27 protein-coding genes, 1 other RNA gene and 1 riboswitch are annotated in these 26,384 nt (G+C 40.8%); of the genes, 11 read left to right on the top strand and 17 right to left on the bottom strand.

Features of this window, described 5'->3' with window-relative positions:
• Positions 1-6 precede the first annotated feature (6 nt).
• Both ACFPRA_RS17055 and gdhA read right to left on the bottom strand, forming a co-directional pair.
• The gene (locus ACFPRA_RS17055; protein ID WP_381437352.1) at positions 7-1,581 is read right to left on the bottom strand and encodes a hypothetical protein; all 1,575 of its coding nucleotides are present in this window, start codon (positions 1,579-1,581) and stop codon (positions 7-9) included.
• A gap of 310 nt (positions 1,582-1,891) precedes the next feature.
• Complete coding sequence (gdhA, locus tag ACFPRA_RS17060) at positions 1,892-3,274, bottom strand: NADP-specific glutamate dehydrogenase (RefSeq protein ID WP_381437354.1); 1,383 nt, start codon at positions 3,272-3,274, stop codon at positions 1,892-1,894.
• Between the two features lie 331 nt (positions 3,275-3,605).
• Here gdhA and ACFPRA_RS17065 point away from each other — a divergent pair, with 331 nt between their 5' ends.
• Positions 3,606-3,746, top strand: a complete 141-nt coding sequence (locus ACFPRA_RS17065) for a hypothetical protein (RefSeq protein WP_381437356.1) — start codon at positions 3,606-3,608, stop codon at positions 3,744-3,746.
• Between the two features lie 50 nt (positions 3,747-3,796).
• On the opposite strand, the gene ACFPRA_RS17070 is transcribed toward ACFPRA_RS17065, so the two are convergent.
• The gene (locus ACFPRA_RS17070) at positions 3,797-5,083 is read right to left on the bottom strand and encodes a LysM peptidoglycan-binding domain-containing protein (protein ID WP_381437358.1); all 1,287 of its coding nucleotides are present in this window, start codon (positions 5,081-5,083) and stop codon (positions 3,797-3,799) included.
• A 169-nt stretch (positions 5,084-5,252) separates the two neighbouring features.
• On the opposite strand from ACFPRA_RS17070, the gene ACFPRA_RS17075 reads away from it, so the two are divergent.
• The gene (locus ACFPRA_RS17075) at positions 5,253-5,891 is read left to right on the top strand and encodes a spore coat protein (RefSeq protein ID WP_381437360.1); all 639 of its coding nucleotides are present in this window, start codon (positions 5,253-5,255) and stop codon (positions 5,889-5,891) included.
• A gap of 54 nt (positions 5,892-5,945) precedes the next feature.
• Here ACFPRA_RS17075 and ACFPRA_RS17080 read toward each other — a convergent pair whose 3' ends face one another.
• Positions 5,946-6,854, bottom strand: coding sequence for an RluA family pseudouridine synthase (locus ACFPRA_RS17080; RefSeq protein WP_381437362.1), 909 nt, complete (start codon positions 6,852-6,854; stop codon positions 5,946-5,948).
• 257 nt (positions 6,855-7,111) lie between these two features.
• Here ACFPRA_RS17080 and ACFPRA_RS17085 point away from each other — a divergent pair, with 257 nt between their 5' ends.
• Positions 7,112-8,308, top strand: coding sequence for an NAD(P)-dependent malic enzyme (locus ACFPRA_RS17085; protein WP_381437365.1), 1,197 nt, complete (start codon positions 7,112-7,114; stop codon positions 8,306-8,308).
• A gap of 45 nt (positions 8,309-8,353) precedes the next feature.
• Here ACFPRA_RS17085 and ACFPRA_RS17090 read toward each other — a convergent pair whose 3' ends face one another.
• From ACFPRA_RS17090 to metA, 4 genes are all read right to left on the bottom strand, one after another.
• A complete protein-coding gene (locus ACFPRA_RS17090; RefSeq protein WP_381437367.1) occupies positions 8,354-9,082 on the bottom strand; it encodes a YetF domain-containing protein in 729 nt (242 codons plus the stop codon).
• A 184-nt stretch (positions 9,083-9,266) separates the two neighbouring features.
• Positions 9,267-9,506, bottom strand: a complete 240-nt coding sequence (locus ACFPRA_RS17095) for a PepSY domain-containing protein (protein WP_381437370.1) — start codon at positions 9,504-9,506, stop codon at positions 9,267-9,269.
• A gap of 130 nt (positions 9,507-9,636) precedes the next feature.
• The gene (locus tag ACFPRA_RS17100; protein WP_381437372.1) at positions 9,637-10,386 is read right to left on the bottom strand and encodes a hypothetical protein; all 750 of its coding nucleotides are present in this window, start codon (positions 10,384-10,386) and stop codon (positions 9,637-9,639) included.
• Between the two features lie 350 nt (positions 10,387-10,736).
• Positions 10,737-11,645 carry a homoserine O-acetyltransferase MetA gene (gene metA / locus ACFPRA_RS17105; RefSeq protein WP_381437374.1) on the bottom strand — a complete coding sequence of 303 codons (909 nt, stop codon included), beginning with the start codon at positions 11,643-11,645 and terminating at the stop codon, positions 10,737-10,739.
• Positions 11,646-11,745: 100 nt separating this feature from the next.
• Positions 11,746-11,854: riboswitch (SAM riboswitch) on the bottom strand.
• Between the two features lie 150 nt (positions 11,855-12,004).
• Between metA and ACFPRA_RS17110 the strand changes: the two genes are divergently transcribed.
• Positions 12,005-12,184 (top strand): hypothetical protein, encoded by a 180-nt coding sequence (locus ACFPRA_RS17110; RefSeq protein WP_381437376.1) that lies wholly within the window; start codon positions 12,005-12,007, stop codon positions 12,182-12,184.
• Positions 12,185-12,367: 183 nt separating this feature from the next.
• Here ACFPRA_RS17110 and ACFPRA_RS17115 read toward each other — a convergent pair whose 3' ends face one another.
• Positions 12,368-13,006, bottom strand: a complete 639-nt coding sequence (locus ACFPRA_RS17115) for an SIMPL domain-containing protein (RefSeq protein ID WP_381437378.1) — start codon at positions 13,004-13,006, stop codon at positions 12,368-12,370.
• 307 nt (positions 13,007-13,313) lie between these two features.
• Here ACFPRA_RS17115 and ACFPRA_RS17120 point away from each other — a divergent pair, with 307 nt between their 5' ends.
• The 5 genes from ACFPRA_RS17120 to ACFPRA_RS17140 all read left to right on the top strand — a co-directional run bounded on the left by ACFPRA_RS17120 (position 13,314) and on the right by ACFPRA_RS17140 (position 16,940).
• Positions 13,314-13,607 (top strand): AbrB/MazE/SpoVT family DNA-binding domain-containing protein, encoded by a 294-nt coding sequence (locus ACFPRA_RS17120; protein WP_381437380.1) that lies wholly within the window; start codon positions 13,314-13,316, stop codon positions 13,605-13,607.
• 47 nt (positions 13,608-13,654) lie between these two features.
• Positions 13,655-13,846, top strand: a non-coding RNA gene (ssrS, locus tag ACFPRA_RS17125) — 6S RNA.
• Between the two features lie 236 nt (positions 13,847-14,082).
• On the top strand, positions 14,083-15,051 hold the full coding sequence (locus ACFPRA_RS17130; RefSeq protein ID WP_381437382.1) for a polysaccharide deacetylase family protein: 969 nt from the start codon (positions 14,083-14,085) through the stop codon (positions 15,049-15,051).
• A 148-nt stretch (positions 15,052-15,199) separates the two neighbouring features.
• Complete coding sequence (locus ACFPRA_RS17135) at positions 15,200-15,784, top strand: SLOG family protein (protein WP_381437384.1); 585 nt, start codon at positions 15,200-15,202, stop codon at positions 15,782-15,784.
• A gap of 430 nt (positions 15,785-16,214) precedes the next feature.
• Positions 16,215-16,940, top strand: coding sequence for a glycerophosphodiester phosphodiesterase (locus ACFPRA_RS17140; protein ID WP_381437386.1), 726 nt, complete (start codon positions 16,215-16,217; stop codon positions 16,938-16,940).
• Positions 16,941-16,949: 9 nt separating this feature from the next.
• Here ACFPRA_RS17140 and ACFPRA_RS17145 read toward each other — a convergent pair whose 3' ends face one another.
• From ACFPRA_RS17145 to ACFPRA_RS17170, 6 genes are all read right to left on the bottom strand, one after another.
• Positions 16,950-17,663 (bottom strand): gamma-glutamyl-gamma-aminobutyrate hydrolase family protein, encoded by a 714-nt coding sequence (locus tag ACFPRA_RS17145; RefSeq protein WP_381437388.1) that lies wholly within the window; start codon positions 17,661-17,663, stop codon positions 16,950-16,952.
• A 75-nt stretch (positions 17,664-17,738) separates the two neighbouring features.
• Positions 17,739-18,056 carry a thioredoxin family protein gene (locus ACFPRA_RS17150; RefSeq protein ID WP_239390574.1) on the bottom strand — a complete coding sequence of 106 codons (318 nt, stop codon included), beginning with the start codon at positions 18,054-18,056 and terminating at the stop codon, positions 17,739-17,741.
• 160 nt (positions 18,057-18,216) lie between these two features.
• On the bottom strand, positions 18,217-20,295 hold the full coding sequence (locus ACFPRA_RS17155; RefSeq protein WP_381437391.1) for a coiled-coil domain-containing protein: 2,079 nt from the start codon (positions 20,293-20,295) through the stop codon (positions 18,217-18,219).
• A gap of 61 nt (positions 20,296-20,356) precedes the next feature.
• Entirely contained in the window at positions 20,357-20,674 is a 318-nt protein-coding gene (locus tag ACFPRA_RS17160) for a hypothetical protein (protein WP_381437393.1), read from the bottom strand.
• Positions 20,667-21,242: a hypothetical protein gene (locus tag ACFPRA_RS17165; RefSeq protein ID WP_381437395.1), complete on the bottom strand. Its 576-nt coding sequence runs from the start codon at positions 21,240-21,242 to the stop codon at positions 20,667-20,669. Before ACFPRA_RS17165 ends, ACFPRA_RS17160 begins: the two co-directional genes overlap by 8 nt.
• A gap of 103 nt (positions 21,243-21,345) precedes the next feature.
• The gene (locus tag ACFPRA_RS17170) at positions 21,346-22,029 is read right to left on the bottom strand and encodes a BMQ_0737 family morphogenetic spore coat protein (protein ID WP_381437398.1); all 684 of its coding nucleotides are present in this window, start codon (positions 22,027-22,029) and stop codon (positions 21,346-21,348) included.
• Positions 22,030-22,284: 255 nt separating this feature from the next.
• Here ACFPRA_RS17170 and ACFPRA_RS17175 point away from each other — a divergent pair, with 255 nt between their 5' ends.
• The gene (locus ACFPRA_RS17175) at positions 22,285-23,379 is read left to right on the top strand and encodes a hypothetical protein (protein ID WP_381437400.1); all 1,095 of its coding nucleotides are present in this window, start codon (positions 22,285-22,287) and stop codon (positions 23,377-23,379) included.
• Between the two features lie 193 nt (positions 23,380-23,572).
• On the top strand, positions 23,573-24,250 hold the full coding sequence (locus tag ACFPRA_RS17180) for an exosporium glycoprotein BclB-related protein (protein ID WP_381437402.1): 678 nt from the start codon (positions 23,573-23,575) through the stop codon (positions 24,248-24,250).
• 179 nt (positions 24,251-24,429) lie between these two features.
• Here ACFPRA_RS17180 and ACFPRA_RS17185 read toward each other — a convergent pair whose 3' ends face one another.
• Positions 24,430-25,194 carry a CsxC family protein gene (locus ACFPRA_RS17185; protein WP_381437404.1) on the bottom strand — a complete coding sequence of 255 codons (765 nt, stop codon included), beginning with the start codon at positions 25,192-25,194 and terminating at the stop codon, positions 24,430-24,432.
• A gap of 405 nt (positions 25,195-25,599) precedes the next feature.
• Complete coding sequence (locus ACFPRA_RS17190; RefSeq protein ID WP_381437599.1) at positions 25,600-26,364, bottom strand: CsxC family protein; 765 nt, start codon at positions 26,362-26,364, stop codon at positions 25,600-25,602.
• Positions 26,365-26,384 lie beyond the last annotated feature (20 nt).

Consider the following 26,384-nt stretch of genomic DNA (forward strand, 5'->3'; position numbering starts at 1 on the left):
CAACCCTTAAAAATCGTATAGTTCTCCTTCGACCTCGCCCATTAAGCTATAGAGCCAGCCTTCGAACTTCCTGCCGAGGTCATATTCAACAAACCTTTGCAATTCGTTCATATCCATTTCACCAATTTTCACCGTATCATCTGTTTCTTCCGGCATCTCAACTTGTTTTACAATCTTTCCTTGCTGTTTCAACATCAGATTGAAAGGTGTTTCTCCAATACTTTTTTCGCTGATTGTAAATTCATGATCCACTTTCGCTGAATCTTTTTCATACGTAGCCGTCCCTCTCCAAATGACAGCCGGGTCGATTTCGCCATCCGTCAGACCGAATGAACGGGTAAATGTCCGCTTATTATCTTTCAATTCTTCTTTACCTTTATAGACGATTTTCATATCATCGAACGTGAGGGAAATGGAGTCATCCGACTTTTGATCTTTCCATGACAAATCGCCTTCGACTTTTGCTGTTTCTTCTTCGCCAAAGGAATCCTTCACAGCGATTGTATAATCCCATTTCTGCTGTGTTTTTTCCAGCAATTGAGTACCGTCCACTGTCATTGTTTCGGTGCTGTCCTTATCTTCCCCTAGCGTCATCGTGAATTCGCGTTTCACGATGATATTCGAATCATGCCAAATTGACGACTGAAGACCATCTGGAATGCTCAATGTATCAATACCATCGACGATTTCCACAAGAGCCTTTTCGAAATCCTCCATCATTTCTGCTACTTCTGAATTTGAGACGTCCTCACCAAACGAACTAAAGGCAATCTGCTCTTCTAAAGCCTCTTTCAATTTCTCATCGTTTTTCGCTTTTTCGAATAGATTCTTCAACAGTGTTTTCACTTGTTCTTCAGATAAGTCCATGACCACTTTCGTCGTCTTTTTCTTTTCACCGAAAATAGTCAGCTCTTCTTTATTACTCGAAAAAGCCCCTTCAGGTAACTCTTTCACAATATACTCCAAATACTCTTTTGTTAAATATGTACGTAGTTCTTCAGCAACTATATAATTATCTTCGAATAAATGCGGAAGACCGATTGTCTCTTTGCCATCGTAATCTTCATCGACTTCTTTCATAAGTCTACCATAATCGCTGTCATCAAAGCGTATCAGCTCATCTGCAAACGGTAGTGACAGCAGAAGTTTCTCAGTTGTTGCATACATCGTTATAAAACCTGTGGATGCACTTCCCAGTTTACCGCTCAGCCCGAATTCCATCTCTTTTTTCACTGGATCATTCACTTGCTTCATCGATATAACGATACTATTGATGATGCTTTGCACTTCCTGCATTTCATAGTCGACAGACGGATCATTCCACTCTGCAGAAAGATCATAAGTCGTTTCAACTGGCTTCTCTTCTTTCACTTCGGCCCAATCCATTTCATTTTTATAACGCTCCTCAAATAGTGTACGCATTTGATTATACGTTTTGGCCTCCGCCGTTAAGTACTGCACTTTCGGTGATTTTGTCAAAATGAAAAATGCCGATGCACTCCCGCCGATCAAGACTAGCACAGTGACAATCAAAACAATGATTGATTTCGGAAATTTTCTCTTTACACCTGTGTCTTCCATCTACTGCTCCCCCTTGCCTATCATTGGTGAATGAAGGGCATCCTAAAATTAGAATTTTCCTATATTCACATTTTTTCATACTATCATAAGCTATGCTGAACCTCAAAGCTTAATTGGAAAAATACGCCTAATCCCAATAAATGATTCCATATAACTAGAAAGTCAATATAGACAAAAGCATCAGCCTTACTTGTTTGCACCTAAAAAAGCCCCGCCCCTACGATAGGGGAGAAGCCATAGTGCAACTTACAAAAAGCAGGTAGACAACTTATATCGTTGTGTACCTGCTTCCCTTCTGTTGTTTATCCTCTTAACTGAGACCATGTGCTACCATGGCATCTGCCACTTTCAAAAAGCCCGCAATGTTTGCACCCATTACAAGATTGCCCGGCTCTCCAAACCTCTCAGCAGCGTCTAAGCAACTGTTATAAATGTTTTTCATGACACCTTGCAGTCTTTCGTCCACCTCTTCGACCGTCCAGGAGAGACGCATACTATTTTGGGACATTTCCATTGCCGATACTGCAACCCCTCCGGCATTTGCCGCTTTTGCCGGGGCAAAGAGCACTTTGTTTTCTTGGAAAGCCGCCATCGCTTCGAGTGTACATGGCATATTGGCACCTTCACCGATCGCCTTTACACCATTGGCAATTAGGATTTGAGCAGCAATTTCATCCAACTCGTTTTGCGTCGCACAAGGAAGCGCGATATCACAAGGAATTGTCCAGATCTCCGAACAATTTTCCACATATTTGGCTTCCGGATGGAATTTCAGGTATTCTGAAATCCGCTTGTTCTCCACTTCTTTCAACTGTTTGAGCGTTTCAAGGTCAATGCCGTTTTCATCGTAGATATAACCGTTCGAATCACTACAAGCGACCACTTTTGCACCGAGTTGCATCGCTTTCTCGATCGCATAAGTCGATACGTTCCCAGAACCCGATACAACGACAGTCGTACCTTCAAAGCTTAACCCTTTTTCTTTCAGCATTTCTTCTACGAAATAGACCGTCCCATAACCGGTTGCCTCTTTACGACCAAGGCTTCCGCCATGATTCGGATCCTTACCAGTGAAAACGCCCGCTTCATAACCGCCTTTCAAACGATTATATTGACCGAACATATAACCGATTTCTCTGCGTCCAACACCGATATCCCCTGCCGGAACGTCCACATCCGGTCCGATATGTTTGCTCAATTCTGTTGTGAAACTTTGCGTGAATCGCATGATTTCCCGATCGGACTTCCCTTTCGGATCAAAATCCGATCCCCCTTTACCTGCACCGATCGGCTGGCCCGTCAATGCATTTTTGAAGATTTGTTCGAACGCCAAAAACTTCATAATGCTGCTGTTAACGGATGGATGGAAACGAATTCCCCCTTTATAAGGTCCGAGATCACTGTTGAACTGCACCCGGAATCCACGGTTGACATGTACCTTCCCTTGGTCATCCTCCCAGGCAACCCGAAAGATGATAATCCGTTCTGGTTCTGTAATACGTTCTAAAATACCGTTGGCGATGTATTCGGGATGTTTGGAGAAGACGGGGCGGAGGGAATCAAAAATTTCTCGAGTAGCTTGCAAAAATTCCTTTTCATCCGGATTTCTTTTCTTCAGTAATTCATATACTTCGTGTACATAATCATTTGCTCTTTTTTTATTGTTTGCTTGCATAGTATCCATCTTTGTCATTCGCATACATCCCTTTCATGTTCATTTCATATGTTAAAGGGGTAATAGTAGTATTATCCCCAATACCAAGCTAATTCTCACACTTCAAAACAATTTGTATCTTAGTATTATCGCTGAAAATGTGAGTTAGCACAAGATTTTTTTGAAGTGTGGCACGCAGAACCTGTATGATTATGTCGTTTTTATGTATACCCAAAAAAAATTTATTTACTTCTGCGGGAAAAGAGAGTATTATTCAACTATTCAAACAAAATGTTTTTGAAAGCGGATTCACTATCCACTTTCCGATGGATTGGTTTGAAAAACAACGAACAGAAAGAGGGAGAATAATATGAAAATCAGCAAATTTATCCGAGCAACAATAGGTGGCATTATCATGCTCGTCTTGACTTTCGCATTCTTGCCTGCGCTTCTTATCAATCCTGACATCGAATTCCTTCAAAACTTCATCAACTACATCAATAAAGAATAAGAATAAAAAATAATGTAGCCAAGGCAATCTGCCTTGGCTACTTTTTTGATTTACGTAATTTTTCGTATCGTAAAATTGTCCGTTAACAATAGCCAATTTTGTGGGAAAGCCAATCCGAGTTTCCAATACATGATCCCACGTAACTCAAACTCCTTTATGAGATCGAATTTAGCTTGTATGCTCCGCGCATCCTCGAACCATACTTCATGAGGAACGCCATTTGCATCCGTGTAGTTAAAATGAGGTGCCTGGGCTACATAATCATATTCAATATCCACCTCTTCATTAACGGCAATCGCTAATGCTTGTTGCGGGCTCAACGCTCTCGCAGGGGCTCCGCCTTGTGGAGGAAACGGCGATGACCAATCATACCCATATAGATTTTGACCTAGGAAAATTTTTTCTTTTGGTATTTGACTGACTGCATATTGGACGACAGCCCGAACCGGACCGATCGGACTCACCGCTTGTGGTTCACTGTACGTATAACCCCATTCATAGGTCATCAGTGAAACAAAATCGACAATTTGCCCATGCGCCTGATAATCATGGGCTCCGTAAATCCCCGTTCGGATATCGCTCGCTTTCGGTGCAAGCGCGGTCGATAATGTGAGGCCGACCGGATGGAATCGATCTCTCGCCCGGCGTAAAAAATTGTTATAAAGTTCACGGTCTTCCGGAAATAATAATTCAAAATCAAAATGGATGTCCTTATAACCGACTTCATTTGCGATTCGGATTAAATTGTCAAACAAACGATCCTGAACGGCTTCATCCGTAAAGATAGCGTGCGCAAGATCTGCACTGAAAGCGAAGTTTTCCAAATTACTCACGACAAGTGCATTCGCTACACCCGCCGATTGGGCAATTTCGGGGATATTCGCGATGGAGGGTTCTTTTAAGGTCCCATCCCGCTGCACTTCATAACTGAACATCGCAAGATAGGTCAAATCGTTAACGCGCCGCCTCACTTCATCGATCATTGATTGTGCAACCGGTGTTCGGGGCTCTACATAGAGCAATGATTCTGCTGGTCTTTTGGGTCTCGGTGGTATATATAACCGTTGGCCAACTTGCAGGGGACGCGAAACAGGTATCCGGTTGATCGTCGCCAGCTCGTTCACCGTCATCCCATAGAGTCCGGTAATGAGATAAAGCGATTGTCCGGGCTGTACCCAGTGATAACTGCCCGTAATCGGAATAACCAATGCTTGCCCAACAACAATCCGTGACGGATCCGGTATTTCATTTGCACTGGCAATATCCTGATAAGTGATGCCGTAAGCTTGTGCAATGCCATATAATGTTTGCCCTCTTTGTACGACATGGATTTGCATATTTATCATCGCCTTTCATAGACAAAAATATCCTCTCTTTAAGCTTATTTTTATTTGAAAGCGATTATGCATATAATTGTATAGAAATGGTTTTTGCTTTTTCGGATATTTTTCATTATCTCATCCATACTACCAGTGATGACGATTTGATAATTAGGAGGTATATGGATTGACTCACAACCAATTTGATGGTCAAATGCACGAAAATATGCACACAGGCCCCGTTTCCCAAGAAATGAACCATGGAGGACATGAGTTATTCGATGTGCATGAAGCTTTATCTGGATCTGTCGCAGCCTTGAATCAGATGATGCTATTACGCCCGCATGTCAAAGATCCGGAATTGCTGGACATTTTGGATCGTCAATATCGCTTTGCTTTAGACGAATACAACATAACGGTCGAATGTTTCAAAACAGGGCGAGATCCCTCTCATCCGACCGGCCGTTATGAAATGAAAACAGGAAATGACTTCATCTACGGTATGAAGCCTGCGCAACCGACGAAACCAATCCAGACCGAAGCGGAGCTTTCCGACCAGATCATTTCAGGCTTCTTACTGGGAGCGGCAAAATCCGGTGCATCCATGAAAACGATGGCTGCAACTGAAACTTGTAACCCTGTCGTACGTCGCGTACTTGCCGACTCCGTTCCAAACTGTATTGAAATGGCTTATGAATTATCGCTTTACCAAAACAAACATCATTATTATCAGATCCCACAACTTGCGCAAGCCGACATGCAACAACTTCTGAATTCCTATGCAACCGTTGGACAACCGGCCATGCCAAATCAGCACTTACAATAAAACGAATAAGAGGTGCGTGAGTACGCACCTCTTATTTCCACTTTTCTTATGCTATTATGTTGATTTTACAAAAAATGATCGAGGTACGGCCGCTTCATAATGAACGAGCTGTCCTGTTCGAGGATGTAAAATGGTTAATTTGGCCGCATGTAAACCAAGCCTTTTAATCGGATTGACTGTAGAACCGTATTTCTTATCGCCAACTATTGGATGGCCGATGGTTTCCATATGTACACGGATTTGGTTTTTACGTCCTGTTTCAAGATGGACTTCCAGTAAAGTGAATTGTTTCGACGCTTGGATTGTTTTGTAATGGGTAATTGCTCGTTGGCCGCCATTATCCTTCGGACTAGAATACACTTTAAATGTTTTACTTTCTTTCAACCAGGAAGTAATGGTCGCTTCTTTCTTTCTCACGACCCCTTCGACAAGCGCAATGTACATCCGCTCTTTTACAACTGTATTCCATTTGGACTGCAACGCTTCTTTCACTTTTTCGCTTTTGGCGAACAGTAATACACCCGACGTATCCCTATCCAGCCGATGAACGATAAAAATCCGATTTCTCGGTTCTGTCTTTTTTATATACTCCATCAGCTGACGATATACCGTCAATTCTTTTTCGTTTTTTGAAGCCATTGTTAGAAGGCCGGCTTCTTTGTTTACGACGATAATATCCTCATCTTCATGCAAAATTGTGATGCCGATCAATTGTGTCTCATTCATTGCCGATTTGTTTTTTAAAATGGTAACCTTTTGCCCCTCGCGCAGAAGATGATTATGCTGTTTACTCATTTTGCCATCGACCGTTACTTGTCCACGTGCAAGAATGGATTTCACTGAATTCCGACTGTTTTTTGCCATCATCTTCAATAGAAATGGTAATAATTCCATCTCTTCTTGAACTGTGTATTCCAAAGTGCCAGCATTTCTACTAGACACATTCTTCCAATTCTTCTGCATTGCAATACGCCTCTCTCTCCTTCTCCATTATCCTCAAATTGCTTCGGAATTACAAATGCAGCGTCATTTGGGTACTTTCCAATACGCTTTTTTAAATTATTTTTTCAAAGTACAGAATAGTGATTCTATGCAATTGAAAGCGCTTGATTTCTAAATTATATCGATCAGGCAGAATATTCTGTCTTGTGTTTTTTTCGGTTTCGTGGTAAAAATTTAGTATTGTAAACAAAAATATTAAATGGGGCGAGGTATTTACAATGTCAATTCAGTATAAAACGTCATTAGAGATGCACCAAATCCATAGAGGGAAAATGGAAACTGTATCCAAAGTTCCGCTCGAAAATAAAATAGACCTTAGTTTGGCCTATTCACCTGGAGTTGCAGAACCTTGTTTAGAGATTGCCAAAAACCCTTCAGCCGTCTATGACTATACAATCAAAGGAAACTTGGTGGCAGTAGTGACTGACGGTTCAGCCGTTTTAGGATTGGGTGATATTGGACCAGAAGCTGCCCTACCGGTAATGGAAGGGAAATCATTGCTATTGAAAAGATTCGCCAATATCGACTCCGTTCCGATCTGTTTGGACACAAAAGATGTAGATGAAATCGTGCGGACGGTTAAAGCGATTAGCCCTACATTCGGAGGCATCAATTTAGAAGACATTTCAGCGCCTCGTTGCTTTGAAATTGAAAGCAGACTACGCGAAGAGTGTAATATCCCCGTTTTCCATGATGACCAGCATGGGACTGCAATTGTTGCAGCCGCAGGTTTAATAAATGCATTGAAAGTCGTCAACAAAGAAATTGCAGCCGTTAAAATAGTTGTCAATGGAGCAGGTGCAGCGGGAATCGCCATTGTTAAGCATCTTCGAAACCTTGGCTTCCAAGAAATCATCCTCTGTGATTCAAAAGGGACCATTTACAAAGGGCGCCCTGAAGGGATGAATCCTGTAAAAGACGAGATGGCAGAGATTACAAACCCGAATCAAGTTAAAGGAACATTACACGATGCAATGCAAGGCGCAGATGTCTTTATCGGCGTTTCAGTTGCCAACTTATTGACAAAAGAACTTATCGCGAGTATGGATCGCGATCCAATTGTTTTTGCTCTCGCCAATCCGAACCCTGAGATCGCTCAAGACAAAGCCAAGGAATATGGCGTTCGCATCATCGCGACAGGACGTTCTGATTATCCAAATCAGGTCAACAATATTCTGGCGTTCCCAGGCATCTTTAGAGGCGCACTGAATGTTCGTGCAACTGAAATTAACGAACAGATGAAGCTAGCCGCTACCTATGCAATTGCTTCGCTTGTTGACGTTGCAGAAATGAATGATGAATTTATCATTCCAAATCCATTTGATAACCGGGTTGCAGAAGTTGTTACGCGCGCTGTAAGCGAGGCCGCTATTGAAACGGGCGTTGCAACTCTACCCGGGGTTGCCGAACAGTAAACATTTTTTCAATACAAAAGCGTCATAAATACGGAAACATCCGTTTTATGGCGCTTTTTCTTTTTTTTCCGCTGCAAGAGTATCCACATGTAAACTTCCGTCGGCTTGGATTTCTGCATAATAGACTTGCTCGATTCGACCGATACCTTGCTTTTTCAACTGCTCATATACCCACTCTTCCGTTAACCCTAGTTCCTTCAAGTTTTTCTGTACGATTTTACTATCTGAAATGATTTCAGTAGGAATATATTTCGGCTGGGTAATAGGTGCATTCACATCTTTTTTAGTCGCAGGTTCCAGTCCGGCTTTTTTCAAAATACTCAAGTTGCCGTTCGTTTCCAATATGGCGTAATCCACGTCTTTAATCGAAAAAACCCCTTGTTCCCGCAACATCATATTCAACTCGTTAAGATCAAGTCGAGCCTTTTTCATGCCTTTTTCAAGTAATTTCCCACCATGCATAACAATTGTTGGCTGATCATCAAGAAGGACACGGATTTTCTTCGATTTGAGCGATATATAATTCATCAATATTGTTAGCAACGCCCACCATATCATTGCAATAAGTCCATTCAAAAAAGGCGTTTCTGATTCGCCGGCAATATCAGCAGCGATGGAACCGATTGTAATCCCCGTAGCATAATGGAAAAATGTCAGTTGAGAAATCTGCTTTTTCCCCATTAGCCGAGCAAGTATGAGCAAAACAAAAAACGAAATGGTCGTCCTTAACATCATTTCCCAAAAATCCAGTTCCCACATTTCATCCAAATTCATTTGTGATATACACCTCCCTATTCTCTAAGTGTTCTTCATCCTTCGCAAACTTATACATTCGTCCAATTATTCCATATGGCCATTCAATCTACGCACTGTTTTTCCGAATCAATACCTTGTTCAACCAACAAAAAAGTCACAAACAGAACTTTCTACTGTTTGTGACTTTTTTGTTGGTTGCGAATCAATCAAGTTTAACTCTAAGAATGGCGCCTGTATTCGCGTCCACCTTCACTTCGTATTTATACCCCTCTGCCGTCCGTATATCAATCTCATAAACCAACATCCCATCATCATAATCCAGTTCAGCTTTCACGACATGCCCAGGCACACGCTGCAATGCTATGTTCATCGCTTGCTCGATCGAAATTCGGCGATATTGCTGATGTTGCCAATGGTTCTCCCAACGGTTATGATTTGTCACACAATCTCCCCCCATACTGTCGCTATGCAATCATCCTATACTATTCATAACGCAGCGATTTGTGATTTCCGGGTAGATTGGTGCAATTTCACTCTGCAAAGTGGGATGCATTCACTCTATCGTTCAATCATCATTCTTTTTTATCTTGCTTCTGATTCACCATAAAACGGGCTGTCGGCTGTTCATGCCTCGTCAATAACTTGGATATGAAATGGAATGTTGTCAAATAACTTCCTTCGATCTTTTCCGCTAACATTGTGGATCGTTCATAAAGGATGGAACGAAGATGATCCATTTGTCCAAATAACTTCTCCGTCATGCCTTCTTGTTTGTCGATTCTCTCCAACAATACATCGTGAGCATCTTCTTGCTTTATGAGTTGTTCGGACAACCGTTTTTGCGCAACAAGTTGTTCATTCACGTCTTTCGTAATCACGTCATTGGCAACGACGACTTCTTCCAAGCGCTCAGCTATTCCATTCGTTGACTGGCTTATTTGATCCACTTGTTTTGCAACAGTCCGGTTGAACTGACGTTCTTCAGCTAATTTACGCTGGAAGGAGTGATGTTCGGCATGTAGTTGCACGAATGATTCAATGACCTCGTTCTCGAATTGTTGTTGGCGTACTTCCCGTTCATGCAACCCATGCAGACGGTTGTGGATTGTTTGGAATTGTGTGGACTGCCGCGTGTCCTGTTCTTTCAGTAACGATTGTAAATCATGGAGCTGTCGTTGCAGGGACAGATTCGCTTCTTTCTGTTCGGCTACCCACTCCGTAAACGGATCGATCGTGGATATCCTTTGATTATTCGGCTCTAAGCTTCCCAAATCATTTGTATAGACTTCCGGATGGTCTTCTCGGTTCATAAATAGGCCCATCCCCATCAACCCCCTTGTCGTCATAGCTTATGCGCTAAGCGGCAAAGTAGTCCTTCAATCAATTACGCCTCGGCGGAATTGCGTCCAGATTTTGAATTGAGCATAACTCACGTCTGGTCTTTGGGCACCCTACGCTTTTGGGGAATTAACTCCTTTCAAAATTTGTGACATCCGCGGGCCTACAGGATGTAGGTCATGCAGTCGTTGCGAATCGAACAGCGAAGGGTTCGATTTGCCGTATTTCCGCGTTTTTTTGCAGAAATTAAGGCACTTTATCAGGACGTCGCGCACTTAGACTGCCTTCCATTCTTCATTCAGCAGGCGTTAAAACACCTGCTGAATGAAGATAATCACTCCCAGACGTATGGTGTTTCCTGATAGACATAATAATTCAACCAATTGGAGAAGAGTAGATGAGTATGAGAACGCCATGTATTCAAAGGTTCTTGCGTCGGATCGTCATTCGGAAAATAATTTTCAGGGATATCAATATCGATCCCTTTTGCAACATCACGTTGATATTCTTCTGCAAGTGTGTCAGCATCATATTCAAAATGTCCTGTAATCATCACATGTTTCTCATCTTTCGAAAGAATAATAAACGCCCCCGCATCCTCAGATTCAGCAAGCAAAATTAAGCGCGGATCATTTTTTATCTCTTCGATTGACACGGACGTATAGCGGGAATGCGGTGCACGGAATTCATCATTAAATCCGCGTGCCAGCTTAATCGTCGGATCGGATAGGCGATGCGTATAAACACCAGAGCATTTCTTCGGCAATTCAAATTTACCGATACCATAATGGTGGTAAAGTGCTGCTTGGGCACCCCAACAAATATGTAATACCGATGTCACATTCGTTTTCGTCCAATCCATGATTTCCGTCAATTCTTTCCAATAATTCACATCTTCAAATGCCAAATGCTCAATCGGTGCGCCCGTAATGATTAGGCCGTCAAAGCGACGGTGCTTTACATGCTCGAAAGTTGTGTAAAATGCATCCAAATGGGATTTGCTAACGTTTTTCGATTCATGTGTCGCCATAGTCATGAATGTGACATTCACTTGTAGCGGCGTATTTCCGAGTAAACGCAACAATTGAAGTTCGGTTCTTTCTTTTTCAGGCATTAAATTTAGAATGATAATATTCATCGGACGGATATCTTGGGTTGTCGCCCGCTTTTCATCCATGACAAATATTTTTTCTTCCTTCAAAAGTTCTCGTGCCGGTAATTGTTGCGGAATGTTAATTGGCATTGCTATTCTCTCCCTTTTCATTTACAAAGTCTCTTTTTTGTCCAAAAAGAAAACCCCTTTTCTGTTAAATAAGAAAAGAGGGTTAGTTTTGGACACTCATTTCTTATCTCTCAAGACAAATCATCTTGTTGGAGTTAGCACCTTTCTGACATGGTCAGAGGTTGCTGAAGCTTCAACGGGCCAGTTCCCTCAGCTTCTCTTGATAAGAATATTCATTTAGTTTCCATTATACTATTAAAATAATTATTGTAAACGAATTCTTCGATGATCCTACATTTTATCTAGGGATTTCTGAGCATAAAACAACAGCTTCGAGGCATATTAATGTGGCATTGAGTAGCGGAAAGGAGTTTTTTAAAATGGGAAAAGACGAACACAAAACCGGTGGAAACAATTCACGCTCATTACCACAAACACCGAAAAACCAAAAAATCAGTCCGTCTGATATGGCAACAGAATTTGCCGAGGAGTTTGGTGAGCTGGCCTATTTGAAACCGAAGCGAGAGCGTATGATCCCGAACGAAAGAAAAAGAAAATAACTCATCCGCATCATGCAAATCAATTGGATAATTCCCCGTACCGTCAATCGACTGAAGACGGGGAATTTCCTTATTCATACCGGTTCAGAAACATCTTCCAAAGACATTGATGAGCAGTCTTTCAAGCTAGTCTGCCCTTCCTTTAACACGCTACTCCGCATCCACCACTTTTACCTACATTTATCAATACTCAAATTGCACTTCCACTTTGGCATGGATGGAAACTTGTCCTTGTTCGATAGGGGTCGAAACCTCGCTGGCTAAAGCTCGATAAGCGACGGGCTGTCCACTTATTTCTTCCACAATTCTGATTGGCTGAGGTTCAAGCTGAAGCTGCATCGTCCTCGCAATCGTTTCCGCTTTTGCGACTGCATTTTCCAGTGCAAGGCTCAGCGCCTGCTGATAATATTTTTGTTCATCTGCAACCGTAAACTGAATGTTTGATACACGATTCACCCCATTTTGAACGGCTGTGTCGATTATCGGTCCAATTTGTTGGATGTTAGTCGTTTGAACCGTGATTGCGTTGGTCACTTGATATCCTCTAAATCGTTGTTCCCCCTCAAGATAATCATATTGCGGAGTAATATTGTAAGAAACTGTTTGAATATTGTTTCTGTCAATTCCTAATGCCACTAATGATTCAATCACTCCACTCATCACAGAGGCATTTTCCTGCTGCGCTCGTTGAAGCTGTTTGTTTTCCGTAATGACTTCCATTTGGATTCGAACAATATCCGGCGCAATGCTTACGTTTCCGATCCCTGTAACCGTCATAATTCGGCGATGATGACGAGGCATTTGCATATAAGGGTAATACATTCTTTCCCACCTTCCCTTGCATGTATTTCTTTTCAGTAAATACTATGCAGGTTGCCTAGGAAAAATCAGCGAGGCAAAGCTGAAAAAATAACCCGCTTGTAGCCATTGCCATGCAAGTTATTCCATTTTATCTACCCAGTAGCTTAAGCGCCGTTGGTCGAATTTTGTCATTTTGAAAAAGAATATGGCATCATACATAAGCCCTTCCTATTCACTTAAAATCATTCAAATTTTTTGGACTTTTGAATCTTTTCTAGTACAATACAATTATGGTATAAAAAATAAGATTAATAAGGAGTAGATTTCAATGCGCAGCTTAGGAATTGTTAGGAAAGTCGATCAATTAGGCCGTATCGTCATCCCGAAAGAATTACGGAACACCCTACAGCTTAACACAGGCTCCCCTATGGAGATTTTTGTCGAAGATGATAAAATCATTTTGAGAAAATATGCTATTAATGAAGCATGTATCGTGACAGGGGAAATCACACCGGAAAACCGGGAATATTCAAATGGCATGTTTTTAAGCCCGAACGGAGCTAGAATCTTATTGGAAGAAATCGAGAAAAACAGCGGGGTCAGCAGGCCTGCACTTTACTAACCAAATCTTTCATTTGAATCCTTTCATCATTTGCTGTACACTATAAACACGAGCTGCGTTGTGCGTATTAACATGAAGTTTTAACCTTTAAGCTGTAAAAGGGAGTTTTATCTAGAAACTGGAATGGCACGCCCCATTCAACAACCAATGGGGACATACAGGAATGTTTCTGCGAACACCCACTTTGAGGAGTGGTGGTTTAAAACTTTCTTGACCCATACGGCAAATGCGGCTTTTGAAAAGCCTTATCGGTAGTACACATACCAACCAAAAGCATCGTCCTATTTGGACGATGCTTTTGGTTTTTTATCGTCCAATCGACCCAGCACTTGCCGATTTTCTGAAAGAATAGTCCATCCGCAACAGGGAAGACTATTCTTGACAAGAATATGATTGGAGGATTTTACATGCTTCAAACAATGAACCCAGTGATTCTTCTGCAGATCGTCAACAATTTCTCAATTGAGGCAGAAAAATGAAAAGAAAAAAGAAAATTTTTATCGGTTTACTTTCCAGTTCCCTCGTCTTTATGTTCATCATTTACACACAGCCAGTTGCAACTTTTTTTTCCAATGCCACGAATGACCATACGATTCCTACATTCATGGCAGATGAGCAAGACGAATTGTATCAAAAGATTATCACCTACAACGACCAACATAAAATAGATCCGATCGATGCTACCATTGACCGGGTTTGGAAAGCAATCCCTGGATACAACGGATTACAGGTAGATATAAAAGCCAGTTATGAAAACATGAAGGGAAGAACAGTACTTGATCCTGATAAAATCGTCTTTAAAGAAGTATCACCGTCAGTTCACTTGGATGATTTAGAACCTTCCCCTATTTACAGAGGCAATCCTGAGAAACCGATGGTATCCCTTTTGATTAATGTGGCTTGGGGCAATGAGTATATTCCAGGTATCCTTGAAACATTGGAAAACACCTATGTCAAAGCAACATTCTTTTTTGACGGCAGTTGGGTGAAAAAAAATCCTGCCCTCGCTGCCATGATTTATCTTCATGGACATGAAATCGGCAATCATGCGTACAGTCACCCTGATCTTAAATTTCGATCACGTGCGGAAACAATGGACGAATTGAAAAAAACCAACGATATTATCGAAAAAACATTGGCCGTGAAGCCGGAATGGTTTGCACCGCCAAGTGGCAGTTTTAACGATGTCACAACCGACGTCGCCCATGAACTCGGCATGAAAACGATCCTCTGGACTGTCGACACAGTGGACTGGAGAAAACCGAACACTTCCGAAATGGTTGCACGCGTCGTCTCCAATGTCGGTAATGGTTCCATGATTCTTATGCACCCGACAAAACCAGTCGAGGAAGGGCTCGAAACGATGATTAATGAAATAAAAGAAAAAGGATACCAGATCGGAACAGTTAGTGAGTTAATGAGCGAAAAACGGATTGACAATTAAAAGACTAAAAAACAAAATAGTATCCCTATCTGTGACGGTCAATTTCTGATACACTACAATTGGGTGACGGATCTTTTTCAATTTAAAATCAGTCAGATCCATGACATATAATTATCCAAAACCGGTTTCCATTGGAAACCGGTTTTTCATGAAAACAGTTCAGGAGGTGGTGGGCATCGTAAAGCGATTGGTCGTTACAGGATACAAACAGCATGAATTAGGGATTTTCGACGATAAGCACCCAGGCATCCGATTCATCAAAAAAGCATTGGAGAAAAGGCTCGTCTCGTTCCTTGACGAAGGTTTGGAGTGGGTCATTATAAGCGGACAACTGGGGGTAGAAACATGGGTGGCGGAAGTGGTGATCGACTTAAAAAAAGAATATCCGGCGTTAAAGTATGCAGTCATCACCCCTTTCCTTGACCAAGAAAAAAATTGGAGCGACATAAAAAAAGAGAAGTATCATCGAATTGTCGCCTTGGCTGATTTTCATACGAGCTTGACGAAAAGACCTTACGAAGCACCTTGGCAATTCATTGAAAAAGATAAATTTTTCATGCGCAATTCGGATGGCATACTGATTGTCTATGATGAAGAGAATGAAGGGTCACCTAAGTTTGTGAAAAAAGCGGCAGAAAAGTATGCCGGGCGCTCCGACTATCAAGTGTTCACCATTACCGCGGATGATTTACAAATTATCGCGGAAGAAGAGCAACTGAATGAGTGGCAATGAACGACATGCCAAGAGAACCTTTTCCAGTATGCTTGACTTATAATTGCATTACTGGTAACATAAATATCTAACAAGTAGGTAACTGTCTAGATTTGGATATCTGGCATTCTACGTAATGTTTTTGATCATACTTATTCACACTGGCGCGACTAAAGGGTCGTAAGGACGTAAAAGTTGGTAGGGTTTACGTTGTTTAGTTAGAAAACACCCAGTGGAACAATGACCGCGGCACCGAAAGCTTATCCTTTCAACGGAAATTATTCTTGAATCATCAAGATGAAAATATTATTCAAAACTAAAATGTTACCTAATACAAACAAAGGGATGTCTTCAAAATGAGGACATCCCTTTTCCAATGCTAACTCTGTTCTGAATTGTATGTACATTGAATAAGTATTAAAATGTAGAAAAATCATTGGGAGGCCGTAAAATGGAGATTTACGCACACCGTGGTTCCTCCGGTACACACCCTGAAAATACGATTGCCGCTTTCCAGGAAGCCGCACGCCTTCCGATTCAGGGCGTTGAACTTGATGTCCATCTGTCAAAAGACGGCGAACTTGTTGTCATTCATGATGAAAAAATCAATAGGACTTCAAAAGGAAAAGGCTTTGTCAAAGACATGACGCTTGCAGAATTGAAAGCTTTTGATTTTGGTAGCTGGTTTTCCGATGACTTCAAAGGCCAAACTATTCCGACGTTAAGAGAAGTACTTGAGTTGTTTGCCGACACATCCCATCATCTGAATATCGAACTGAAATCGGACATGTTTCCATATCCGGGCATGGTCGGGAAAGTAGTTGCATTAGTCGAAGAAATGGAGTTCGATACCCGTGTCGTCCTTTCCTCTTTCGACCATGAATCAATCCGAGCGGCGAAACAAGTTGCTCCTCATTTAGAAACAGCACCGTTATTTAAAGAAGTGCTTGTGGATCCGCTTGATTACATGTATAACGTTCCTGCGGATGCTCTCCATCTGTATTTCCGAACCGCATTCCGACCGTCAATACAGGAAGCTTTGAAAACTGGTGCAATCATTCGCACTTATACTGTGAATAAAGAAAAAGACGCGGAGGCCCTACGAGACATCGGAGTTAGCGCTATCTTCACAGACTTCCCAGAAAAAATGATTCCTTATGCAATAAAAAAAAGCTGAGAAAACCGCTCAGCTTTTTCCATTATTACACGCTCGAATAAATCGATTGAAAATTCCCAACGATACAGAATCCCCATTTTCCGCCAATCGTTCAGGATGCCATTGAACACCGATGACAAATTGATGTTGCGCACTCTCAATAGCCTCAATAATTTGATCTGTGGCAACGCCTACCGCGCTAAACGGCTCTGGAACATCTTTCAACGATTGATGGTGAAAGGAATTGACAAGAATTCGACCGCTTCCCGCAAGCTCTTCCAGAAAACTCCCCTTCTTTAATTGAACATAGTGAGTTGCATGACTCGTAGGTGCTTTTTGGTGATGCTGGATAATCGGCTGGACATGTTGTTTGTAAATATCTTGATATATCGTTCCTCCAGCAGCTACATTTAACACTTGAAGACCACGGCATATTCCAAGAATCGGTTTATCACATTTCATCATTTGACGTGTGAGTTCGAGCTCAACTACATCCCTTGCAGGTATCACTTGCCCTAGATTCGGATGTGGCTCCTCTCCAAAAAGTAACGGGTCAATATCGCCTCCACCCGTTAATAACAAACCGTCAATAAGATCCGTCACCTGCGCAGAATCCCCTTCGATGCCGATTGGGATAATGAATGGCAATCCACCTGCACGAATGATGGCCTGGACATAATTATTATTCAATAAGTGTTTCCCATCTTTATCTACATCTGCCGTAATTCCGATAACCGGTTTCATCCACAGATCCTCCTCTTTGAAATAGGAACGCTGTATAATTTCTATGCCGGTAGAATATTGTTTCTTTTTATTATATTAAGCAGAAAGACTGTTAATGAATTCTTCGATTTCTGCCTGTGTTTTGCGGTCTTTGCTGACAAAACGCCCCACTTCCTCACCGCTATGATATGCGATGAAACTCGGAATGCCAAAAATATCAAGCTCCCCACATAAATCAATATACTCATCCCGATCCACGTATATAAACGTGTATTCTGGGTAATCCGCTTCGATCCCAGGCAAAATCGGCTCAATGACGCGGCAATCTGGACACCAGTCAGCAGAAAACATAAAAATTGTCCTTTCCTCGTTTTTCAGTTTCTCGAATTGTTCAATCGATTGTAGTTTTTCCATGTAAAATCACTCCTGTGTATTTAAATATTACGCTGCCTTTTATATTTTACCATTGTGTATGAGTGACAGTCATCCACATAGCTTAAATACAATTCGCAATTCATAAAACTTCTGGAATGCAGACCAAAGACCCTCCAATAATTGGAAGGTCTTAAAATTATTATATATTCTTATCCGTAGCACCAAGGTCTTGTATATCATCTATTTCTCCACTAAGTTGATCTAGTTTAAGTTCCAAATCATTTATAACGTCTAACTTAGCATCCAACCTAACTTCATAATCCAATGATTTGGCTAATACTTCTTTCATTTGGCGTTCCAATAGTAGAAGCGTTTCCGAAGTACTAAAGTCACTTTCTGAAACAGCTTGTGATAGGTTATCTTCAGCTATTTTCTTTTGTTTTTTCACCTCTATCGTTTCATGTTGCAGTTCCTCGATCTTATTATTTTTTTCTTCAATCTCTTTCAGGTAACGCTGTTTCATATCCTCGAAAATGTCTAGCTTAGCTACCCACTTCTTTTCAGCATCCAACGATTTTGCCACGACTTCTTTTAGTTGAAGCTCTAATTGCATTAGTCTGTCTGAAGTTTTAGTAGACTCACTTTTTAACGTAGCAGTTATCATATTATCTTCTGATAGTACCTTTTGTTTTTTCAACTCTATCATTTCATATTGCAGTTCCTCGATCTTACTGTTTTTTTCTTCAATCTCCCTCAGGTAACGCTGTTTCATATCCTCGAAAATGTCTAGCTTAGCTGCCCACTTCTTTTCAGCATCCAACGATTTTGCCACGACTTCTTTTAGTTGGTACTCTAACTGCAGTAGTCTGTCTGAAGTTTTAGTCGACTCACTTTTTAAAGTAGCAGTTATCATATTATCTTCTGATAGTACCTTTTGTTTTTTCATCTCTATCATTTCATATTGCAGTTCCTCAATCTTATTATTTTTTTCTTCAATCTCCTTCAGGTAACGCTGTTTCATTTCCCCGAAAACGTCTAGCTTAGCTGCCCACTTCTTTTCAGCATCCAACGATTTTGCCACGACTTCTTTTAGTTGAAGCTCTAATTGTTGAAGCGTTTCTGAGGTTTTAGCCGCCTCACTTTTTAAAGTGGCAGTTATCATATTATCTTCTGATAGTACCTTTTGTTTTTTCACCTCTGTCATTTCATGTTGCAGTTCCTCGATCTTAATGTTTTTTTCTTCAATCTCCTTCAGGTAACGCTGTTTCATTTCCTCGTAAACGTCTAGCTTAGCAGCCCACTTCTTTTCAGCATCCAACGATTTTGCCAAGACGTCATTTAGTTGGTACTCTAATTGTTGAAGTGTTTCTGAGGTTTTAGCTGACTCACTTTTTAAAATAGCAGTTATCATATTATCTTCTGATAGTGCCTTTTGTTTTTTCATCTCTATCATTTCATATTGCAGTTCCTCGATCTTACTGTTTTTTTCTTCAATCTCCTTCAGGTAACGCTGTTTCACATCCTCAAAAATGTCTAGCTTAGCTGCCCACTTCTTTTCAGCATCCAACGATTTTGCCAAGACTTCTTTTAGTTGATACTCTAATTGCAGTAGTTTGTCTGAAGTTTTAGTAGACTCACTTTTTAACGTAGCAGTTATCATATTATCTTCTGATAGTGCCTTTTGTTTTTTCACCTCTATCATTTCATATTGCAGTTCCTCGATCTTATTATTTTTTTCTTCTATTTTTTTTAATAAACGACGTCTCCCATTCTCGAATCGATGACGTTCTTCGTTAGTAACACTTACATTTGTGAGTTGATTATGTACTTGGTTGGTCACATTTTGAATGAGGTCAATAAGCCTATATTCGAACTGTTCTAAGCTTGATTTATGAGCTTTGAATTTTTTATTTAGAGAAGTGATTTGCCGTTCCTGTCTTCGTTGCCTTGTTTGATTAGTATCGGCGTCGTCTTTTAATTTTTTCATCACTTCGTTCAACTGTTTGTTAACCGGCAGCCAATCCGTTTTTGTTTTCCATACAAAGTCGACAGCTGGGCTATATCTTCTCCGCTGCATTTCATGTAATTGCTTTCTAAGTTCATTATTCTCTTTAGTCAGTTGCACATTTTCCTGCTCAAGATTTTCTATGACAGAATAGTGATAGCTATCTTTGTATTCTTTCACTTTATGCTCATACTTCGTCAATTCCGCTTTTAAAAAGATGATCATTTGTTTAAGCTGGATGGGATCATTATTTTTGATGTTTTCACTATTCATAATAGAACCTCCAATCTCGGATTTTCCTTGAGCATAAATAGAAGGCGTCAGTTATAGTAAGTTATAACAACTTCTCTTTTAGTAAAGTGATTGTTTCTTCAAACTCTTTTTTCGTATCCGCGATAGCCTGTTCAATTTTATCTATAGTCTCCTCTTCAGAATGCTTCTTATCTTCTCCTTCCATTTCTCCATTTGTCCGACGCTCTTCTTTCATTAATAAATAGAGAAGCACCATATTCAATGTCTTGTTCTCTAAAAAGACATAGCTATGATTGTTTTCCATATTCCCTTTGTCTAATTCATTCAATTGGTCTTTCATGATTTGACGTACCATCTGTTTCACAAACAACTCTTGCTCATTGCCCTCTCTATCACTCATCTTTAGCCTCCTGTTTCGAAATGCTTCCACTGAGATTAATGGGGTTAAGCACAGCTATTCCATCTTTCAGTTCGTCACTATAAGTAAATCCCATGATACTACCTGCGTACGATGGAGTAGGGTTCCATTTAATCTGGAAATCCGAAAAAGAAAGGGTTTCATTCGGTTCAATCGATCGTTTCCCCAACGGTTTAAGCCAAAATTCCTCTTTATTCTCTTTTTCATTGATCCGTTGCCATCCGCCGGGTGACTTCAACCTCTGCTGGAAGTTTTCATACACATACTTCCCTGAAAAGGAAAAGGGCGATTGTTCAGGGAGTTTTATACACACATAGGGATTTGTTATAGGCCGATTTCCCCTGTTCGATATATGGTAGGATCCAAGACATAAACTCTCCTGTGCGGAATCATGGGAGATGTCCAATGAATACGTAAAATAACTGATAATATTCAGTCTGTCAGGATGATGAAGTTCATCTACCCACTTTCTAATTTCAGACAAGTAGGCTGTCGTTTGCAGATGAAGCTCTGTAATCTTCTCTTCTACATCATTTCCACTGCGTCTCACCTTTTTTAACCACCTTTTCCTCAAATGAAAACAAAAATAAAGAGAGGGGTATCCTCTCTTTAAGATATGTTTACTGCTAAATGATTATCACCAATGCTCGATATTAGTGACAGCCATGATCACGGCAATGGCCGTGGCCATGATCCGGGAACAATTGAGGACATTGTGGCGGATGACTAGGCGGTGGGCAAGCAGTAGGTAAATCTTCTCTTGGTTCACAGAAATCAGCTAATATTTCCACTGTGACTGGGAATGTCGATTGGATACTTTGACAACTATTAACCGAAATGACAAGTGCGCTAAATGTGACTGCACCACCAGCCGCTGCTAGAGTAAGCGTACCTGTACTCGTCACGAAACAGTCTAATTCTGTAAACGTCACTTCAACATCAGTTCCTTCAGGCGCACACAAAATTACCATTTCATTACGAGAAGCCGGAATCCCCGTACTTCTGAAGACAACTCCCGTTGCTAAAGTTAAAACAACCGTTACCGTGAAATTTTTTCGAATCGTCAGCTGTTGAAGACAGATATTCTTTCCATCAATGCAAAATTGGCGATCCACTCGACTCAGGATTTCGATTGGATTAGCCGTGGCAGGAACCACCTCACACGTAACAGTTGCACCTACTAATGATGTACCTGCTGGCAATCCTGTAAAAGTAACAGGCGATGTCGGGAAAATATCAAACGTGTTCTCCTTCACAATCCAGTCATACACCTTGTCAACATTAACACACATCACTTCTTTATCACCAAACTTCTCTTCAAACTTCTCTTCTTGCATCCTGTTCTCACCCCCGAAATGATCTCTTTCGTACTTAGAATATGATAAGGAAGATTTTGTGTATGGGCGGTCACTGCACTTTTTTCCTCGCATGTTGTTCACACCTCCTTTTTCTTTCGCTCGTAGCATAATATGATGTGAATAATTGAGCACATGGGCTATTAATGACCTGTTCAAAGCCATAGGTTTTAGGTTTGTCACCTATTGAAAATATCATTAATAGTATAGAAATGAACTGTAAAGGAGTGAATTATGATGGGAGACGCTCAGCTATACTCCGCTCATGATATTGAAAAACTGAAACAGAAAATCGCAACATATCGGGAAACGTTAACGACTTTAAAAGAAGACCATTCGACTGAAGACGAATATCATATGAAGGATGAATTTCAAAATTTCAAAACGAAAATTTCAGATTTAGAAGAGTTAATGGAAATAATGGATGAAGAAAATAGTATGCAAATCGAAGGGTATAAAAAAGAAATAAAGAATTTTTCGCTTCAGATTGACTCACTGAACCAAACAATTGAGGATTTAAATCAAAAGATTTCGTCGATCATGAGCAAAATGGATGAAGAAAATAGCGATAATCTTATAGTAGAAAGAAAATCTTCGATTATTTTACAAGACTCCTTGGCTAGTCAGAAAAATAATAGTCGAAGTGGAACTTCTCAAACGAAAGACTACGCAACCATTCCTTCTATTCCGCAATCAGATCTCTCACTATCTTACAATCAATTTCATAAAATCGTGAGTCAATCGAAAAGTATAGAAGAATTACAGACTGGTTCAGTGCAGCCGGAAAGGGTCACTTTTCAAAAGAACGTACAAGACGGACAGCAGTATGCCAGCAAACGAAATACCCCATTACACAACATGAATCCAAGCGAATTCTATAACAGTATGCATAAAAGCAATAGCCCGAAGTTCGCAGGATTTCGAAATAACCCTTTCCCCATAAAAGGTATCTCCATTAAAGTTATTGAAACCAAGCCTATCCCACTGACGGAAAGCGTGCCAATTCATATTGGAACGCCACAAGAAATCCTCAAGCGTGAGCAAGATATAACACCAAATATTGTTGAGGAACAAACCGAAAAAGTAGAAAAGGTAATTCAGAAAAATGAAGAACCTGTCGTAATGATAGAAGAGACTATTCAGGAGAGAGAAGAATCAGCCGAGGAAGTAAGAGAACCTATTCAAAAGAAAGAAGAACCTAACGTAATTGTAAAAGAACCTCTTCAGAAGAAGGTAGAACAAATTGAGATTCCGGATAATGCAAAACAACAAGAAAGTAAAAGCAGCGAAACTTTATCATTTTTAAAACTTTTCTGGAAAAAGTTAAAGTAGTTCATTTTGAGAATCAAATTGATGAATAACCGCTGTTCTGACTCATCACCAGGACAGCGGTTTCTTGTCCAAGAATCATCGTGCAGGTACAGTAAATTCAGCTATTCACAAAAAAACTATCTGCAATAAATAGTTGAATGCCCGTCCGACCAGCGATCCTCTGAATAGTATAGCAAAGAAAGGAGGTGTTAAAATGTCTAATTTTCATCGACATCATGGATGTAGCAGATGTGGTGGACGTGATAGACATCATCATGGTAGATGTCAAAATAATATCCAATGTGGCACTCCTACCACAAATCCTTGCGGTCTACTCGGCCCATTTGTAGCAATTAACCCTGACTGTGTAGTCCAGCCACGTAGCACCGCTTCAATTATTCCGTTCAGTTCAGGTACTGTACCTGCAGTATTAGTTACGACTGCTCTCGGGTTAGTTGGTACAACTAGCGCTATCGGATTTGGTACATCTGTCCCTGGCATTACCATCAGCGCGCTCAACACGATTGACTTAGGAGTTTTACCGAGTGAAGCATTTGTAGTTCCGCGGGAAGGAAATATTACAGCACTCTCCGCGTCTTTCATTACAACACTTGCATTCGCAGCTGCAACTGGACCTACAACAATTAGAGCACAAATCTATCGCGCACCAGAAGGAAGCACAACCTTTACTGCTACTGGCGCATTTGTGGATTTAGCTCCACCAATTCCAGCTCCGATCGCAGTTGGTGCCGTTTCGACTGGCAATGGATCTTTCGCTCCGGTACCAGTATCAGTAGGTGACCGCTTGTTACTGGTATTCTCAGCCACTACAAGCACAGCTGTAGCCGTTACCGTAACAGGGAATGCGGCTGCTGGGATCACGATCGAATAATTGCTTGCTCTTCCGGAATAATGTCTTATCCTAGGAATATGAGACAACTAGCTATTCCTATTATCCCCTTGCCATTTCAACAACGGCATGGGGATTTCTTATTTTTAGAGGGTGAAATATAATGACAAAAACCACTGGAAATCCATGAATGGATTTCCAGTGGTTTATAGAAATTACTCTTACATACCAAGAGTACCTTCGTCAAAGATAGGAAGAGTTCGTGTAGCTGCAACTCGCCATTGCTGGACTTGTAATACTTTTAAAAACAGATCCAAGACGATTTTTTCCCGTAATGTGTCAAACTCTCCTCCACGTTTCGTGTGCTTTGGTGAAAAATCAAGTTCAAAGAAGTTGGCACCCAGTAACTCACCAAATGGTTGTTCATTAAATTTCACAAGATTTTGGAAGAAAAACTTATCCAGACGAGGTTCGATATCACTTTTCTCACTTAGGAACCGGGCTGTGCTACTATCGGAGATTCCAATGACAGGGAAATTGAGGAATTCGTTCTCCCTAATTTCCGCAAATCCTGAAAATGGTACCTCAGCAATTCGATCCCGAATTCCTCCAAAGCAATCACGTGTAGCATATTCAATATCCTTACGAATGTGTCCTGATACGAACAATTTAGCCCGTGTTACTTCAAAAAAGTCTGTAGTGCCAATTCGTCTAAATCTAACAGGTACAAGCTTGACCTGGTCTAAAAATACATTCTTTGTCACTCGCTTTATCTCTGATGCGGGTGGATCAAGTGATATATCTGACTCTACAACAACTTGAAGTGTTCTCTCAACTAGAACTACAGGTACTTTAAAAGTAGGTGTACCAACGGTTTCTTGAAGTCCAATAGCTTCATCACTTAAAGGGATTTGTTGTAGCGAATTCACCTTACAGGAAGGATTCCCATCAGGCATCTCATGTTGGTTTTGACCATAATTACTCATTTAAAAAACATCTCCTTGATTTTTTTGGCTTACTCTCCTAAAGTATGTACGATTCGCTTTCATGCTCGGGCATAACACTCGGAGTTGTCCATATTATTATTGAGGATGAGCATTCCAATAAAATTTGTTGGTGGTGTAGAGATATACGACTACCGCTTTTTTGTCTCCTCAAAATACGTTTCCGTGTCCATTTTGTCGCTGTCCTCTATGATGTTAAGCACAAGAACACCTTACACCTTTTGATGTGCTACCTGTACACCATCAATCGATTTTCAACACACATTTTTTATAATGGCTCCATTATAAAAATGAGATGGTGCTCGCTGAGTCTTCGTAAACCCGAAATACACAAAAAAACCACTGGAAATCCATGAATGGATTTCCAGTGGTTTATAGAAATTACTCTTAGCAACCAAGAGTACCTTCGTCAAAGATAGGAAGAGTTCGTGTAGCTGCAACTCGCCATTGCTGGACTTGTAATACTTTTAAAAACAGATCCAAGACGATTTTTTCCCGTAATGTGTCAAACTCTCCTCCACGTTTCGTGTGCTTTGGTGAAAAATCAAGTTCAAAGAAGTTGGCACCCAGTAACTCACCAAATGGTTGTTCATTAAATTTCACAAGATTTTGGAAGAAAAACTTATCCAGACGAGGTTCGATATCACTTTTCTCACTTAGGAACCGGGCTGTGCTACTATCGGAGATTCCGATGACAGGGAAATTAAGGAATTCGTTCTCCCTAATTTCCGCAAATCCTGAAAATGGTACCTCAGCAATTCGATCCCGAATTCCTCCAAAGCAATCACGTGTAGCATATTCAATATCTTTACGAATGTGTCCTGATACGAACAATTTAGCCCGTGTTACTTCAAAAAAGTCTGTAGTGCCAATTCGTCTAAATCTAACAGGTACAAGTTTGACCTGGTCTAAAAATACATTCTTTGTCACTCGCTTTATCTCTGATGCGGGTGGATCAAGTGAAATATCTGATTCTACAACAATTTGAAGTGTTCTCTCTACTAAAACCACAGGTGCTTTAAACGTAGGCGTGCCAGCTGTTTGTTGAAGTGCAATTGCTTCATCGCTTAAAGGAATTTGTTGCAGCGATGCCACCTCACAAGACTGATCCATAGGGGGTTGGTTTTCAGGCGTTTTACCAAAACAACTCATTAAATAAACATCTCCTTGAA

This window comes from Sporosarcina soli, from assembly GCF_042655805.1.
GTDB classification, from domain to species: Bacteria; Bacillota; Bacilli; order Bacillales_A; family Planococcaceae; genus Sporosarcina; species Sporosarcina soli.

What these genes read in the sequence shown, in the direction of transcription:
- ACFPRA_RS17145 (WP_381437388.1), bottom strand. Translation starts at nt 17,663, where the DNA reads ATGAAACCGGTTATCGGAATTACGGCAGATGTAGATAAAGATGGGAAA.
- ACFPRA_RS17185 (WP_381437404.1), bottom strand. Translation starts at nt 25,194, where the DNA reads ATGAGTAATTATGGTCAAAACCAACATGAGATGCCTGATGGGAATCCT.
- ACFPRA_RS17160 (WP_381437393.1), bottom strand. Translation starts at nt 20,674, where the DNA reads ATGAGTGATAGAGAGGGCAATGAGCAAGAGTTGTTTGTGAAACAGATG.
- ACFPRA_RS17090 (WP_381437367.1), bottom strand. Translation starts at nt 9,082, where the DNA reads ATGAATTTGGATGAAATGTGGGAACTGGATTTTTGGGAAATGATGTTA.
- ACFPRA_RS17175 (WP_381437400.1), top strand. Translation starts at nt 22,285, where the DNA reads ATGGGAGACGCTCAGCTATACTCCGCTCATGATATTGAAAAACTGAAA.
- ACFPRA_RS17085 (WP_381437365.1), top strand. Translation starts at nt 7,112, where the DNA reads ATGTCAATTCAGTATAAAACGTCATTAGAGATGCACCAAATCCATAGA.
- ACFPRA_RS17110 (WP_381437376.1), top strand. Translation starts at nt 12,005, where the DNA reads ATGGGAAAAGACGAACACAAAACCGGTGGAAACAATTCACGCTCATTA.
- ACFPRA_RS17055 (WP_381437352.1), bottom strand. Translation starts at nt 1,581, where the DNA reads ATGGAAGACACAGGTGTAAAGAGAAAATTTCCGAAATCAATCATTGTT.
- ACFPRA_RS17170 (WP_381437398.1), bottom strand. Translation starts at nt 22,029, where the DNA reads ATGCAAGAAGAGAAGTTTGAAGAGAAGTTTGGTGATAAAGAAGTGATG.
- ACFPRA_RS17190 (WP_381437599.1), bottom strand. Translation starts at nt 26,364, where the DNA reads ATGAGTTGTTTTGGTAAAACGCCTGAAAACCAACCCCCTATGGATCAG.
- ACFPRA_RS17155 (WP_381437391.1), bottom strand. Translation starts at nt 20,295, where the DNA reads ATGAATAGTGAAAACATCAAAAATAATGATCCCATCCAGCTTAAACAA.
- ACFPRA_RS17100 (WP_381437372.1), bottom strand. Translation starts at nt 10,386, where the DNA reads ATGGGCCTATTTATGAACCGAGAAGACCATCCGGAAGTCTATACAAAT.
- ACFPRA_RS17080 (WP_381437362.1), bottom strand. Translation starts at nt 6,854, where the DNA reads ATGCAGAAGAATTGGAAGAATGTGTCTAGTAGAAATGCTGGCACTTTG.
- ACFPRA_RS17070 (WP_381437358.1), bottom strand. Translation starts at nt 5,083, where the DNA reads ATGCAAATCCATGTCGTACAAAGAGGGCAAACATTATATGGCATTGCA.
- ACFPRA_RS17140 (WP_381437386.1), top strand. Translation starts at nt 16,215, where the DNA reads ATGGAGATTTACGCACACCGTGGTTCCTCCGGTACACACCCTGAAAAT.
- ACFPRA_RS17135 (WP_381437384.1), top strand. Translation starts at nt 15,200, where the DNA reads ATGAAAACAGTTCAGGAGGTGGTGGGCATCGTAAAGCGATTGGTCGTT.
- gdhA (WP_381437354.1), bottom strand. Translation starts at nt 3,274, where the DNA reads ATGACAAAGATGGATACTATGCAAGCAAACAATAAAAAAAGAGCAAAT.
- ACFPRA_RS17065 (WP_381437356.1), top strand. Translation starts at nt 3,606, where the DNA reads ATGAAAATCAGCAAATTTATCCGAGCAACAATAGGTGGCATTATCATG.
- metA (WP_381437374.1), bottom strand. Translation starts at nt 11,645, where the DNA reads ATGCCAATTAACATTCCGCAACAATTACCGGCACGAGAACTTTTGAAG.
- ACFPRA_RS17115 (WP_381437378.1), bottom strand. Translation starts at nt 13,006, where the DNA reads ATGTATTACCCTTATATGCAAATGCCTCGTCATCATCGCCGAATTATG.
- ACFPRA_RS17180 (WP_381437402.1), top strand. Translation starts at nt 23,573, where the DNA reads ATGTCTAATTTTCATCGACATCATGGATGTAGCAGATGTGGTGGACGT.
- ACFPRA_RS17130 (WP_381437382.1), top strand. Translation starts at nt 14,083, where the DNA reads ATGAAAAGAAAAAAGAAAATTTTTATCGGTTTACTTTCCAGTTCCCTC.
- ACFPRA_RS17150 (WP_239390574.1), bottom strand. Translation starts at nt 18,056, where the DNA reads ATGGAAAAACTACAATCGATTGAACAATTCGAGAAACTGAAAAACGAG.
- ACFPRA_RS17120 (WP_381437380.1), top strand. Translation starts at nt 13,314, where the DNA reads ATGCGCAGCTTAGGAATTGTTAGGAAAGTCGATCAATTAGGCCGTATC.